The 13,594-nt window shown below is 68.2% G+C and carries 11 protein-coding genes, 1 tRNA gene and 1 pseudogene; 7 read left to right on the top strand and 6 right to left on the bottom strand.

Features of this window, described 5'->3' with window-relative positions:
• Window positions 1–172: 172 nt before the first annotated feature.
• Window positions 173–391: a peptidoglycan-binding protein gene (locus tag ACFU8W_RS04970; protein WP_384032344.1), complete on the bottom strand. Its 219-nt coding sequence runs from the start codon at window positions 389–391 to the stop codon at window positions 173–175.
• Between the two features lie 7 nt (window positions 392–398).
• Here ACFU8W_RS04970 and ACFU8W_RS04965 point away from each other — a divergent pair, with 7 nt between their 5' ends.
• The gene (locus ACFU8W_RS04965) at window positions 399–1,187 is read left to right on the top strand and encodes a hypothetical protein (protein ID WP_384032342.1); all 789 of its coding nucleotides are present in this window, start codon (window positions 399–401) and stop codon (window positions 1,185–1,187) included.
• Window positions 1,188–1,825: 638 nt separating this feature from the next.
• Window positions 1,826–2,047: a hypothetical protein gene (locus tag ACFU8W_RS04960; protein WP_384032341.1), complete on the top strand. Its 222-nt coding sequence runs from the start codon at window positions 1,826–1,828 to the stop codon at window positions 2,045–2,047.
• Between the two features lie 681 nt (window positions 2,048–2,728).
• On the opposite strand, the gene ACFU8W_RS04955 is transcribed toward ACFU8W_RS04960, so the two are convergent.
• A complete protein-coding gene (locus ACFU8W_RS04955; RefSeq protein WP_384032340.1) occupies window positions 2,729–2,926 on the bottom strand; it encodes a hypothetical protein in 198 nt (65 codons plus the stop codon).
• Window positions 2,927–3,321: 395 nt separating this feature from the next.
• Between ACFU8W_RS04955 and ACFU8W_RS04950 the strand changes: the two are divergent.
• Window positions 3,322–3,486: pseudogene (locus ACFU8W_RS04950) on the top strand (site-specific integrase); the annotation flags it as partial.
• Between the two features lie 94 nt (window positions 3,487–3,580).
• On the opposite strand, the gene ACFU8W_RS04945 reads toward ACFU8W_RS04950, so the two are convergent.
• Window positions 3,581–3,654 (bottom strand) — tRNA-Gly (locus ACFU8W_RS04945).
• 490 nt (window positions 3,655–4,144) lie between these two features.
• Here ACFU8W_RS04945 and dcd point away from each other — a divergent pair.
• From dcd to ACFU8W_RS04925, 4 genes are all read left to right on the top strand, one after another.
• Window positions 4,145–4,720: a dCTP deaminase gene (gene dcd, locus ACFU8W_RS04940; RefSeq protein ID WP_037695496.1), complete on the top strand. Its 576-nt coding sequence runs from the start codon at window positions 4,145–4,147 to the stop codon at window positions 4,718–4,720.
• 9 nt (window positions 4,721–4,729) lie between these two features.
• The gene (locus ACFU8W_RS04935; protein WP_345517353.1) at window positions 4,730–5,239 is read left to right on the top strand and encodes a phosphoribosyltransferase; all 510 of its coding nucleotides are present in this window, start codon (window positions 4,730–4,732) and stop codon (window positions 5,237–5,239) included.
• A gap of 502 nt (window positions 5,240–5,741) precedes the next feature.
• The gene (locus tag ACFU8W_RS04930) at window positions 5,742–7,580 is read left to right on the top strand and encodes a glycoside hydrolase family 15 protein (protein WP_384032337.1); all 1,839 of its coding nucleotides are present in this window, start codon (window positions 5,742–5,744) and stop codon (window positions 7,578–7,580) included.
• Window positions 7,581–7,613: 33 nt separating this feature from the next.
• Window positions 7,614–9,002 carry an MFS transporter gene (locus tag ACFU8W_RS04925; protein ID WP_384032335.1) on the top strand — a complete coding sequence of 463 codons (1,389 nt, stop codon included), beginning with the start codon at window positions 7,614–7,616 and terminating at the stop codon, window positions 9,000–9,002.
• Window positions 9,003–9,311: 309 nt separating this feature from the next.
• On the opposite strand, the gene ACFU8W_RS04920 is transcribed toward ACFU8W_RS04925, so the two are convergent.
• From ACFU8W_RS04920 to ACFU8W_RS04910, 3 genes are all read right to left on the bottom strand, one after another.
• Entirely contained in the window at window positions 9,312–10,208 is an 897-nt protein-coding gene (locus ACFU8W_RS04920) for a Yip1 family protein (protein ID WP_384032333.1), read from the bottom strand.
• A gap of 463 nt (window positions 10,209–10,671) precedes the next feature.
• The gene (locus ACFU8W_RS04915) at window positions 10,672–12,939 is read right to left on the bottom strand and encodes a (Fe-S)-binding protein (RefSeq protein ID WP_384032331.1); all 2,268 of its coding nucleotides are present in this window, start codon (window positions 12,937–12,939) and stop codon (window positions 10,672–10,674) included.
• Between the two features lie 82 nt (window positions 12,940–13,021).
• Window positions 13,022–13,585, bottom strand: coding sequence for a sugar transferase (locus ACFU8W_RS04910; protein WP_384032329.1), 564 nt, complete (start codon window positions 13,583–13,585; stop codon window positions 13,022–13,024).
• Window positions 13,586–13,594 lie beyond the last annotated feature (9 nt).

Raw genomic sequence — 13,594 nt, 5'->3', positions numbered from 1 at the left:
AGGCGATGAGCCGAGCCCGTTCCGCGCGGCAGAGACCGGGAGTTCTGGGCAGGATCTGGGCCGTGCGGGAGTGCTCAGAAATGACCAGCTCGGTCCCGCCTCACCGGCGAAGCCACCCTGAACCGGCGCGGAACCTGACTCGGGACCAAACGCGAATCAGCGGACCAAACGCTCAGTCGGGCTCCGAGGTCTCCGACTCCAGACTGCGGCGCGTCGCCGCGTCGTACACGCCCGGCTCTGCGGAGATGCCGCGGGCGCTCTGGTAGCGGCGCACGGAGTTCTCGACCTGGATATTGAAGTTACCAGTGATGTCGTAGGTGTAGAACGAGAGTTGGCGCAGGCGCTGCTGCAGTTCCACGACCTCGGGGCCCTTGTCGCCGCGGTGCAGCACCGGTCCCGTGACGGTCTGGCTGTTGCTAGGCTGCGCTGAACCGACCGAGCTGGCGGTAGGGGCCGTCGGCGGGGCTGCCGGGGTGGCCGACGCCGACCTCGACGCCGAGGGCGCTGCCGGGGTGGCCGACGCCGACCTCGACGTCGACGCCGAAAGCGCTGCCGGAGTGGCCGACGCCGACCTCGACGCCGAGGAACTCGCGCGCTTCGCAGCGGACGGCTCGGTGGACGCCGACGCGGAGGGTGACAAAGAGGCCGGGGTGCGGCCGGACTCTTCCGGCGCGCTGGTGCGTCCGTCCTGCAGCGCGGTGTCGCGCCTTGGCTCGTCCGGGATGAACAGCCCGCTCGTGAAGCCCGCGACGGCGACCACGATCGCCGCGAGGATCAGGGCCTGTCTGCGCCGGCCCTTCGGTCGGCGCCGCCGCCTCCCGGGGGAACTTTTGCGGGAAGGGGGGCGCGACGGCGACAGCGGCCTGTCCGACCCGTGTGACGCACTCGGTGTGCGCCGTGTGCGTGGAGCACTCGGCGCTACCGGTTCGTGCGGCTTCTGGAGCGGCTGGGTGTCGGCCTCGCCCGGCCCGGTCGTCGGCGGTGCCGACAGCTCCAAGAGCGAGTGGGGCACCTCCAGCGTACGGCCGCCCACCAGACTCATACCCGACGGGACGGTCGCAGAAGGCGGAGTGGCGGGGGCCGACGGCGTTCCGTGCTGTCCCAAAGCGGTGGGGCTCTGGCCCGGAGGCGGGTTGGAGGGGAGCCGATGCGTGCCGGGCGGTTCTGGCAGCTTGACGTACACGTAGGGGCGGACGCCCAGCGAGTGGAAGTCCTCCGTCGCGGCCGTTTCGGACGGGTCGGCGCGGCGGTCCGTGGTGGCCACCTGCTGAGTGCACTGACAGGCGTCAGTGCCCCCCGCCGCCCGTTCAGCGGAACACTTCGAACACCTTTGCCCATCCATATACGAATCCTTCCCCCTATAGACGTCAGCGATTATGCAGAGCTCGTCGCCGATCCACACGGCAATTCCGTGAATCCATTGGCGAGAGGCTTGTGCTCACGATCAGCGACGAGCTTCAGGCCTGCCTGGCCAGCAGCGGAGTTATTGAGCTTCGGGCGGCGGCAGAGCAGTGGGCCGAGACCAATGGGTTCGGAGATGCGGGACCGCTCGGTGACCTGTTGAGTGAACTGTCGGAGCCGGCCCTTCGGTCGGCGCCGCCGAACGTGGCGAACGCCTCTACTGCTGGGTCTGTGTCTGAGACCCGTTTGTCGCTGAGGACAGTGCGCCTGGGCTTCCGGCGTCGATCTGATCTATCTCAACTCGCCTTCACGGATGAGCACCTGCGCAGCTCGGGGTAGCGGCATGCAGCTCCACGGCATGTAGAAGTTTGGTGCAGTAACAGTGGAGAGATCAGTAACGCTGGAGAGTACGAGGGGAGGTCGCATGCTTGCCGAGAAGATCGATGAAGCGACCGGGGCCGCGTACGACAAGGGTCTACGGACGGCCGTCCGACTGAAGCGCGCTCTCGAAGCTCACGGGATCACCCTTCCTTCCCTGTCCGGGGAGTGGCCCGTGAACGGAACCCCCATGGTCGAGCTGGGGGAATGCCGGGCGGATGTGGCCGAGGCCCTGGCCGCCGTCCTCGAAGGGAAGGTTGCGGAGTGACCCCTGGGCGCGTCTTCCGGTACGTCGAGTACCTGACTTGCCAAGACCCGACCGGCGAACTGTCTTGGGCCGTCGAGTGCGTATCCGGCGACGAGAGCGACTGTGCAGCGTCCTCGGGACCGATGGCCGGGGAGACCCCCGCCATTCGATGGATGAGCAACCACACTGCCTCGACCGGACACAACCGCTACCGACGAACCTTCACCGACTACGCCCTTACCGAGCCGAAGAGCTAGAAGGCCCGTAGAGACGACGAAAGCCTCCCGGACACTCCAAGCAGTCGGAGGGAGCCGAGCGCATCGGCCAACGCATGCCTGTACGAGCTCTGCAGCAGTGTCGCGCGGGACTTCCGCCAGTTACGCGTCGGCCGCGTTGAGTGCAGCTCCAGGTCGATTCCGATGCGCTCGTGGTGCCTGCCGCAGAGTCGTCTTCTGAGGCTCGGCACGTCTTCTGATCGAGAACAACGGTCCTTCGCGGCGCACAGGCTTTGAGGTCGATCCTCATCCTCATCAGGTCGATCATCGTGGACCGCTGGCGCTGGGAGACGCAGTCGAGCGGCGTTTGCGGTGGTCACCGGGGTCCGCCTCTATACGCGCTCGTCCGCCGCTGTTGGTGTCAGCCGCTGATGTCATCCGACGGGTGCCAAGTGCCCCGGCGTTCCAGCATCTGCGGCAGTTGCTCTCAGCTGCTGGTGTCCGCTCCTCGGCGCCGGAACACCCGTCGGATGCCGCGCATGAAGAGGATGAAAACCGTCCGCAAGACCATGAACACAGTGGTGAGGGCAAGCGCACGGGCACTCACGTCAATGATCGTGGTCCAGGAATCGGGTAGGCCAAGAAGGAACGAAAGCTCTCCGAGCGCTGTGGTCAGCCCGAACATGAACGGCAGCCATTCCCAGTGAGTCCGTGAGCCCCGCCTGAGTGCCGTCTGCCGCCTGTGCCGCCTCCGACGAGTCCACAAGCTGAGGATGACGCTCAGGACGATCAACGATGCGGGCACCCATAGGTCCGACCAATGCACTGTGAACTGCATGGCTCCTCCCCCTTACCGCTCTGAGCCCTGCCTATACGGGCGGTGAGCCTAGCGCGCGGTCGGCGGTGGACGGGATGGGAGTTCCCCGCGCGCGCCACCTACGGGCCTGCAGCCGGCCGCGGCGCCCCCCGGTGCCGGCCGATCCCCCGCCGGAGGCGGGAGCGGCGCCTTGATGAAGTAGGGAAACTCTTACTGCGTGGCCTGCTGGGCGCCCTCGTGCCGCGACATGCGGAACTCGTCCGGACGCCCTCGGGCCTCGCCGGCGGTTGATGGTTTCCCTCGCCCACGGACCGCTCCGGCCGGAGGAACAGGCCGAGCTGCGTCGGAAGGACGTCGACCTCGACAACCTGACCGTCCGGGTCCGGCAGGCTGCCCCGGAGCCGACCACGGGCCGGTCGCGAAGCGGCGGATGACCCGGCATCTGGCACGGATATGGCACGAGACGTTGAGACGGGTCTGGACAACAAAGAAGCCCCGGGCCGATGGCCTGGGGCTTTTGCATGGAGCGGGTGACGAGAATCGAACTCGCGCTCTGAGCTTGGGAAGCTCATGTTCTACCATTAAACTACACCCGCGAAGCTCGCTGAATGATCAGCTGCATCGTCGCACACTCTACCCCATGGCAGGCCCCCGGTGTACGAACCGGGGGCCTGTGTGTCATGCGTCAAGAGTGGATACGGTTGCTGCGGGCGGGAGTTGGGGGCGTAGCGTGCATAGTCGGAGTGCCGCCTGGAGTGGCGTCCCGTTCATCCCCTAATGTGGCTTTCTCGTCCAAGGCTCGTTGGGGAAGGGACTTGATGGACTTCATGGAGCGCACCGTCGTCCGCTGTGCCGAAGGGCACATTTTCGCTACCGCTTCGTTCCCGATGCAGCAGCTCGGGGCCGGCCGGATCGGCCCCGGGCGGCTTATCCGCTGTCCGCGATGTGCCCGGTTGCGGCAGGCCGTTCCGGTGGAGTTCGAGCGGCGGTAGAAGCAGGGGGCAGGAGCGGCGGCGGACGGTCGTCGCAGAACGCGCGGGGCGGTCCGGTTGGGGCGGGCCCGCGCGTTCTGCGTATCCTCGGGGCGTGCTTCTCTCAGATAAGGACATCCGGGCCGAGATCGACGCCGGGCGGGTCCGCATTGATCCGTACGACCCGTCGATGGTGCAGCCATCGAGCATCGACGTGCGGCTCGACCGCTACTTCCGGGTGTTCGAGAACCACCGTTATCCGCATATTGACCCAGCCGTCGAGCAGGCGGATCTGACGCGCACGGTCGAGCCGGACGGGGATGAGGCGTTCATCCTCCACCCCGGCGAGTTCGTGCTTGCCTCGACGTACGAGGTCATTTCGCTGCCCGACGATCTTGCGTCGCGGCTGGAGGGCAAGAGTTCGCTCGGGCGGCTCGGGCTCGTGACGCATTCGACGGCCGGGTTCATCGATCCCGGGTTCTCCGGGCATGTGACGCTGGAGCTGTCGAATCTTGCGACGCTGCCGATAAAGCTGTGGCCGGGCATGAAGATCGGCCAGCTGTGCATGTTCCGGCTGAGTTCGCCGTCGGAGTTCCCGTACGGCTCCGAGCGGTACGGGTCGCGCTACCAGGGGCAGCGCGGGCCGACGGCTTCGCGTTCGTTCATGAATTTCCACCGGACCCAGGTGTGATGCCGGACCATGACTGACGTACGAGAGAATCTGACGTACGACGGATTCGGTCATGCCGTGCGTGAGCTGGCGCAGGCCGTGGCCGACGACGGCTACGAGCCGGATGTGGTGCTGAGCATCGCGCGGGGCGGGGTCTTTGTCGCCGGCGGGCTGGCGTACGCACTGGACTGCAAGAACATTCATCTGGTGAATGTCGAGTTCTATACCGGCGTGGGCACCACTTTGGAAATGCCGGTGATGCTGGCGCCCGTTCCCAACGTCATTGATTTCTCGGACAAGAAGGTCCTGATCGCCGATGACGTGGCGGACACCGGGAAGACGCTGAAGCTGGTGCGCGATTTCTGTATCGGGCACGTTGCCGAGGTGCGCAGCGCGGTCATCTACGAGAAGCCGCACTCGCTCGTGAAGTGTGAGTACGTGTGGAAGAAGACCGATCGCTGGATCAATTTCCCGTGGTCAGTCCTGCCTCCGGTAAGTAAGTCGGGCGAGCCGATCAAGGGGAACAAGGAAGCGCTGTAGCCCTGAGGGCACGGTAGGTGCCGACATTGCCGTGCCGGAGCCGCCGACAGGGTCGGTCGACCTATGTGCGCGTGCCTTCCACTTCCGGTTCATCCTGCCTGGACGGCAGGTCGAGCACCCCGCTTCCTCCGGGCGGTTCAACCGGATCGGGAGTGAGACATGGGTATGACGCTGCGTTCAGCCCGCCGCTTCGGGGCTGTGTCTGTGACCTCTGCACCTGCCGGAATCCGCAGCCTCGGTCAGCCGCCGCGGCCGGCGTCGGCGTGCTGGTTCGGCATGCGCTGAATTACGACGTGGCGCACACTGTGAAACGGGTACGCGCCGCCAGGCGCGCACCGTCTTGCCGACGTTGGCCCCCGGTCCGGGTTCGTGGACAGGAAGGCACACGGCGCCGCGCTGTGCTTCCGCTGTGGTCCTGACGGCCGTGATCGGTACGTCTGGGCGCTCGGGTTCGGCCGGAGGAGGACGTGTGGTCAGTTATCCGGCAATCGCTGATCATGGCATGGTCGGTGACCTTCAGACTGCCGCGCTGGTGACGTCGGAGGGCACGATCGATTGGTGGTGCACGCCCCGCTTCGACTCGCCCAGCGTCTTCGCGTCGATCCTCGACCCCGAACGCGGCGGCCACTGCCGATTCGCCGCCGACCTCACCGAACAGAGCGGCGCGACGACGCGGCAGCTCTACCTCTCGGACACGGCCGTCCTGGTCAACCGGTTCCTGGCACCCAGCGGTGTCGGCGAGGTCGTCGACTTCATGACGCCGGTCGAGGGCGCCGGGCCCGTCGACCGGCACCGCATCGTCCGGGTCGCCCGCGTCGTCCGGGGCAGCCTGCCGTTCACGTTCAGCTGCCGCCCGCGCTTCGACTACGGCCGAGCCCCGCACACCCTGTCCCGGTCCGATGACCGGTCGGCGGTCCTCCACGGTCCCGGGACGGACCTCCACGTCCAGGCCACCGCGCCCGTCGTCCTCACCGCTGACGGTGACGACGTCACGGCCCGATTCACGCTCGGCATGGGACAGATGGCTGCCGTGGTGCTGACGAGCGTCCCGAGCGGCGAGCCCGCCGCCGGCCCGCCGTCCCTGGACGACGTCACCCGGGAGCTGAAGTCCTGCCGGGCCTTCTGGCTCTCCTGGCTGCGCTCCTCGACCTACCGCGGCCGGTGGCGCGACATGGTGAACCGCTCGGCGATCACCCTCAAACTGCTCACCTACGCCCCGACCGGCGCACCGATCGCCGCCGCGACCATGGGACTGCCCGAGCAGATCGGCGGCGAACGCAACTGGGACTACCGCTACACCTGGGTCCGCGACGCGTCCCTGTCCGTGCGCGCCCTGATCGACCTGGGTTTCGAGGCGGAGGCCCACGCCTTCCGCCGCTGGCTGCGCGACCGCATCGAGGCCGGCGGGACCGGGACGGGGAACCCGCTGCAGATCATGTACCGGGTCGACGGCGACCCCCACCTCACCGAGCAGGTCCTCGACCATCTTGCGGGGTACATGGGTTCGGCGCCGGTGCGGGCCGGCAACGCCGCGGCGGACCAGGTGCAGCTCGACATCTACGGCGAGGCCGCCGATGCCTTGGCACAGGGGCACGACATGGGGGCGGTCCGCGGTTGGAAGGCGATCAGGGACGTCCTGGACTGGCTCGCCGACCACTGGGACCGGCCCGACGAGGGAATCTGGGAGACCCGCGGCGGCCAGAAGGACTTCACCTACAGCCGGCTGATGACCTGGGTCGCCTTCGACCGCGGCATCCGCCTGGCCACCACCTTCTCCCGCCCCGCCGACGTCGACCGCTGGGCGAAGGTCCGCGACGCGGCCTTCGAGCAGATCATCGAGCGCGGCTGGAGCGAGGAGCGGCAGGCGTTCGTGCAGCACTACGAAAGCGACGTCCTCGACGCCTCCCTGTTGCTCATGCCGCGGGTCGGCTTCCTCGACCCGCGGGATCCCGCCTGGCTCAGCACCCTCGACGCCATGGACCGCGAGCTGGTCAGCGACAGCCTGGTCTACCGGTACGACCCGACGGCGTCCCCCGACGGACTGCGCGGCTTCGAGGGCACGTTCAACCTGTGCAGCTTCCTGTACGTGGAGGCCCTCGCCCGTTCCGGTCGGCTGCAACAGGCCCGGTACGCCTTCGACAAGATGCTCACGTACGCCAACCACGTCGGGCTCTTCGCCGAGGAGATCGGTCCCTCGGGCGAGCAACTGGGCAACTTCCCGCAGGCGTTCACCCACCTCGCTCTGATCGCGGCGGCCATGGCTCTCGACGAGCAGCTCGACCGCGCCGAGTCCCGGCCCGAACCCGGGGCCGGGACCGGCGGCGGCCCGGGCAGGGCGTGACGCCCCCCGGGCGGACGTGCGGAGGCGACAACGGTGTCCGGAGCACGAACCTCACCCCAGGCGTCGAAGGCGCAGCGACGGGTCCTCGCCCCGCTCGCGCTCGCGCAGTTCATCTGCAGCTTCGCCGGCTCCAACATGAACGTGATGATCAACGACATCAGCGAGGACCTGGGCACCACCGTCCACGGCGTGCAGACCGCCATCACGATCTTCCTGCTGGTCATGGCCGCGCTGATGATCCCCGGCGGCAAGCTCACCGACCGCTACGGCCGCAAGCGCTGCCTCCTCGTGGGACTCGCGGTCTACGGCGTCGGCGCCCTGCTGAGCGCGGCCGCCCCCGGCCTGGGCGTGCTGATCCTCGGCAACTCGATCCTGGAGGGCATCGGCACGGCCCTGCTCATCCCGCCCGTCTACATCCTCACGACGCTCCTGTTCACGGATCTGACGTCACGTGCCCGCGCCTTCGGCGTCATCATGGCGCTGGGCGGCATCGGTGCGGCCGCCGGGCCGCTGATCGGCGGACTCATCACCTCGGGGATCGGCTGGCGCGCGGCCTTCGTGTTCCAGGCCCTGGTCGTCCTCGTGATCGTCGTGCTCAGCCGGCATATCGAGGACCCCCTGCCGCCCGACCCCGCCCGGCCCTTCGACACCCGTGGAGCGGTGCTCTCGGCCGTCGGCCTCGTCCTCGTGGTGATGGGCATCCTCGCGGCCGACGACAACATCTGGCTCATGATCGGCCTGCTCGCCCTGGGCCTCCTCGTCCTGTACGGGTTCTTCCGCTCGATTCGGGCCAAGGAGCGGGCGGGGGAGGAACCCCTGCTGTCCACGGCGCTGTTCCGCAGCCGGACCTCCAACCTCGGGCTCATCACCCAGAACATCCAGTGGCTGCTGCTGATGGGCTCGTCGTTCACCGTCGCCGCCTACCTGCAGGTCGTCCGCGGCTACGACGCCATCGAGACCGGCGTCATCTTCACGGCCGCGACGCTCGGTCTGCTCGTGTCGTCGCTCGCCGCCGAACGCCTCGCCGAGCGCCGTCCCCAGCGGACGCTCGTCATCGCGGGCTTCGTCACCACCCTCGCCGGCATCGTCGTCCTGGTCGCGCTGGCCGGCGGCTCGACGAACCCGTGGGCCCTCGCCCCCGGGCTCCTGTTCATCGGACTGGGCCTCGGCGTGATGCTGACGCCCTCGGTGAACGTCGTGCAGTCGAGCTTCCCCGAGGAGCAGCAGGGCGAGATCTCCGGCCTGTCCCGCAGCGTGTCGAACCTCGGATCGTCCCTGGGCACCGCGGTCGCCGGCACCATCCTCGTCTCCGGCCTCACCCACGGAGCCTACGCAGCCGCCATGATCACCCTGGCCGTCATCGGCCTCGGCGGGCTGGCCGCGGCGGTCGCTCTCCCACGAACGCAGGCCAAGGGCAGCTAGTGCCCCTCCCGGCAAGCTTTGCCCCGTCGGGTCAAACATTGCCGGTCACGGCACCAGGGCGGCACCCGAAGCCAGGCCCACGACGCGATCGCCGCCCCGGTCGGTGCCGGGGGTCGCTTGCGTCGACGCAGGGCAGGCGGTCAGATCTGCCGTGTTGCCCTTGGCCTTTGCTGCTTGTGTTCCACAAGCCTGTGTGCGGCGCAGCGGGCAGGTTCTCGACGCCTGAGTCAGGTCCGGTCCCGTCCGTGACAGCAAAGAACCCCCGGTGTTCTGTGCCGGGGGTTTCTTCATGGTCGTGGGACGCGGTCGTCAGATCGTGCCCAGCTTGATGATCGACAGCAGTGCGATGAGCTGGATCGCGGACGCGCCCAGTGCCTTGGGCCACGGCAGGTCGTGCGACTTGCTCACCATGGACGTGAACAGTGCGGCCGACGCCAGCCAGGTTATCCAGCCGAGGACCTGGACCAGGGAGTTCTCGCCGCCGAGGAAGAGCGCGAAGATCAGCCGTGGGGCGTCCGTGATCGACATGATCAGCATGGAGAGGCCCACGGTCGGCTGCCAGGCGCCGTCGCCGCCGAGCTGGCGGGCGAGGGTGTGGGTGACCGCGCCGAGGACCAGACCGCCGATGACGAAGCCGAGGCCCGTCAGCAGGACGTACGGGACGGCGGTGGAGATCGTTGCGTGGATGGCGTCGTCGCGGGCCTGGTCGAAGCCGAAGAGCGCCAGCAGCCCGTAGAGGAACGTGACGATGAGCGCCGGGCCCCAGACGGGGTAGTCGCGCATCTGCCAGAACGTCGGCCCGGGGCGCAGCACGATGCCGCTCAGCAGCTGCTTCCAGTGCAGGCGGGGGCCGGCGGGCTGGGCGGGGGCCTGGCCGGCGCGGTAGGTGTTGCCGTCGCCGTACGGGTCCTCGTTGATGCTGAACGCCTGGGTGTGACCCGGGTTGTTGGCGTACGGGTCGCCCTGGTGCGGCTGGTGGTACGGGTCGCCGAAGTATTCGGGTTCGCCGTGTGCGCCGCTGTAGCCCCGGTGCCCGCCGGGGTGCCGGGCTCCGTGCGGGACGCCGCTGCCTCCCGCCGGGGGCCATGGCTGCTGTCCGTACGGCGGCGGTGGTGCCTGCGTGCCGTACGGCTGCTGCTGCGGTTGTTGGTGCCCTTGTTGAGGGGTGCGGTTGTCCCGGCCGCGTCCGATCCTGAATCCAGCCACGTAATCGAACGTACCTGGTCCGCGTGTGTGCGGTGGGAGAGCGGGGGAACCCGGCCTCCTTTGCGGCCGAGCTGTGACATCCCCTAGGGGGACCCTGGGGGGCAGGCCGGTGGGCGCGAAACCCGGGCCTGTTGTACGGGAAACAGGCCCGGGTCGTCGCGTGCGAGCCGTGCTCGTCGGCGAGGGCGTCGGGGGCGCCGTCTCGGCCGGGGAGGACGAGGGGGAGGGGACGCCCGCGGAGAGCCTGTGCAGGCCGCCGCCGTCAGCAGGAGCGTGGACGCGCCGACCACTGCCGCCGCGGTCCGCGCCGTCGCACTGCCTCTGCGCACGGGGCGCACCATCCGTCGCGTGCGACTCAGTGGTTCGCGGCCGCGGCGCATGGTTCCTCGCGTCCGCCCAACAGCAGAAGCGGCCGGTCCTGCCCCCGAGGCAGGTCCGACCGCTTCTGTACCGCTGATACCGGCTACTTCACCGGCTCGGGCTCCGGAGCGTCCGCCGTCTCCGGCTCGCCCGCCGGGTCCGCCGGGGTCTTCACCGAGTCCAGCAGCAGCTGCGAGACGTCGACCACCTGGATCGACTCCTTGGCCTGGCCGTCGTTCTTCTTGCCGTTGACCGAGTCGGTCAGCATGACGAGGCAGAACGGGCAGGCGGTGGAGACGATGTCCGGGTTGAGGGAGAGGGCTTCCTCGACGCGCTCGTTGTTGATGCGCTTGCCGATCCGCTCCTCCATCCACATCCGGGCACCACCGGCGCCGCAGCAGAAGCCGCGCTCCTTGTGGCGGTGCATCTCCTCGTTCCGCAGACCCGGCACCTTCGCGATGATCTCGCGCGGGGGTGTGTAGATCTTGTTGTGACGGCCCAGGTAGCAGGGGTCGTGGTACGTGATCAGGCCCTCGACCGGTGTCACCGGGATCAGCTTGCCCTCGTCGATGAGGTGCTGGAGCAGCTGCGTGTGGTGGATGACCTCGTACTCGCCGCCGAGCTGCGGGTACTCGTTCGCGATGGTGTTGAAGCAGTGCGGGCAGGTCGCGACGATCTTCTTCGAAGACTTCGGCTTCTTCGTCGCCTCGTCCTCGTCGTCCTCGCCGAACGCCATGTTCAGCATCGCGACGTTCTCCTGGCCGAGCTGCTGGAACAGCGGCTCGTTGCCGAGGCGGCGGGCTGAGTCACCGGTGCACTTCTCGTCGCCGCCCATGATCGCGAACTTGACGCCCGCGATGTGGAGCAGCTCGGCGAAGGCCTTGGTGGTCTTCTTGGCACGGTCCTCGAGAGCGCCCGCACAGCCGACCCAGTAGAGGTAGTCGATCTCCGACAGGTCCTCGACGTCCTTGCCGACGATCGGGACCTCGAAGTCGACCTCCTTCGTCCACTCGACGCGCTGCTTCTTGGCGAGCCCCCAGGGGTTTCCCTTCTTCTCCAGGTTCTTGAGCATCGTGCCCGCCTCGGACGGGAACGCGGACTCGATCATCACCTGGTAGCGGCGCATGTCGACGATGTGGTCGATGTGCTCGATGTCGACCGGGCACTGCTCCACGCACGCACCGCAGGTGGTGCAGGACCAGAGCACGTCCGGGTCGATGACGCCGTTCTCCTCGACGGTGCCGATCAGCGGGCGCTCGGCCTCCGCGAGAGCGGCCGCCGGTACGTCCTTCAGCTGCTCCGCGGTCGCCTTCTCGTTGCCCTCCATGTCCTTGCCGCCACCGGCGAGCAGGTACGGGGCCTTGGCGTGCGCGTGGTCGCGCAGCGACATGATGAGGAGCTTCGGGGAGAGCGGCTTGCCCGTGTTCCAGGCCGGGCACTGCGACTGGCAGCGACCGCACTCGGTGCACGTGGAGAAGTCGAGGATGCCCTTCCAGGAGAACTGCTCGACCTGGGAGACACCGAAGACGTCGTCCTCGCCCGGGTCCTCGAAGTCGATCTCCTTGCCGCCGGACGTCATCGGCTGCAGCGCGCCGAGCGCGACCGCGCCGTCGGCGTTCCGCTTGAACCAGATGTTCGGGAAGCCGAGGAAGCGGTGCCAGGCGACACCCATGTTGGTGTTCAGCGAGACCGTGATCATCCAGATCAGCGAGACGCCGATCTTGACCATCGCGGTGAAGTAGATGAGGTTCTGCAGCGTGCCGAGCGCGAGGCCCTTGAAGGCGAGGACCAGGGGGTACGAGATGAAGTACGAGGCCTCGTAGCCCTCCACGTGGTGGATCGCGCCCTCGAGGCCGCGCAGGGTCAGGATCGCCAGACCGATGGTGAGGATGACGTACTCGACGAAGTACGCCTGCCACGCCTTGGAGCCGGCGAAGCGCGACTTGCGGCCGGCCCGGGAGGGGAGGTTCAGCAGCCGGATGGCGATCAGCACGAGGATGCCGACCGTCGTCATCAGACCGATGAACTCGGTGTACATCTCGAACGGCGGCCAGTTGCCGATGATCGGCAGGACCCAGTCGGCCTTGAAGAGCTGCCCGTATGCCTGGAGCAGCGTCGGCGGCAGTGTCAGGAAGCCGATGGCGACGAACCAGTGCGCGAAGCCGACGATCCCCCACCGGTTCATCCGGGTGTGGCCGAGGAACTCCTTGACCAGGGTGATCGTGCGCTGTTTCGGGTTGTCGGTGCGGCTGCCTGCCGGGACCGGCTGTCCGAGCTTGACGAACCGGTAGATCTGCGCGACGGCTCGGGCGATGAGCGCAACGCCGACCACAGTCAGCACCAGCGACACGATGATCGCGGCGAGTTGCATTTGGGGGCTCCTCGGGCCTGCGAGGGTGGGATCCAGCACTTACTAAGCAGTAACTTAATCAGTCTGTGCTGACACTATCCACTTATTCCGCCGCGCTGTAGCCGCGCAGCCGGTGATCTGTGTCGCTCAGGGGTGCCTTCCCGCGGTGGATGAGCCCGCGGAGGGTGGCGCGGAGTGGGGCGTGTACGGCTTCCGCGAGGATGGCCAGGTCGAGTCCCAGCCAGTGCTGCTCGGCGTAGTGCTGGTCGAGCAGGGCGGGTTCGTCCCACGGCATTCCGGAGCGGGAGCGGACCTGGGCCAGGCCGGTGAGGCCGGGTCTCAGTTCCTGCCGCCAGTGTCGCGCACCGGCCTCGTTCGGGGTGCCCGCCCGCTCGTGGTCTGGGGTGAGCGGCTCCGGTCCGACGAGCGAGAGATCTCCCCGCAGGACGTGGGGCAACCGGGACAGTACGTCCAGGCATAGCCGGCGGGTGTCCAGGGAACGCAGCACGAAGGGATGGCCGGCCAGTCCGATCCGGGTGGAGCGGGTCAGTGCGCAGCCCGGGGGGCGCTGCGCGGCGAGGGTGAGAGCTCCGGCGGCGAGCAGGGGGGCGGCCAGGGCCAGCAGGGCCGAGCCGAGGGCGAGATCCAGTGCGCGCTTGGCTGTCATGTGCGACCT

This window comes from Streptomyces sp. NPDC057565, assembly GCF_042801455.1.
Taxonomy (GTDB): Bacteria; Actinomycetota; Actinomycetes; order Streptomycetales; family Streptomycetaceae; genus Streptomyces; species Streptomyces yanii.
Note: the sequence above shows the minus strand (reverse complement) of the source record. Positions and strands in the feature narration are given on the sequence as shown.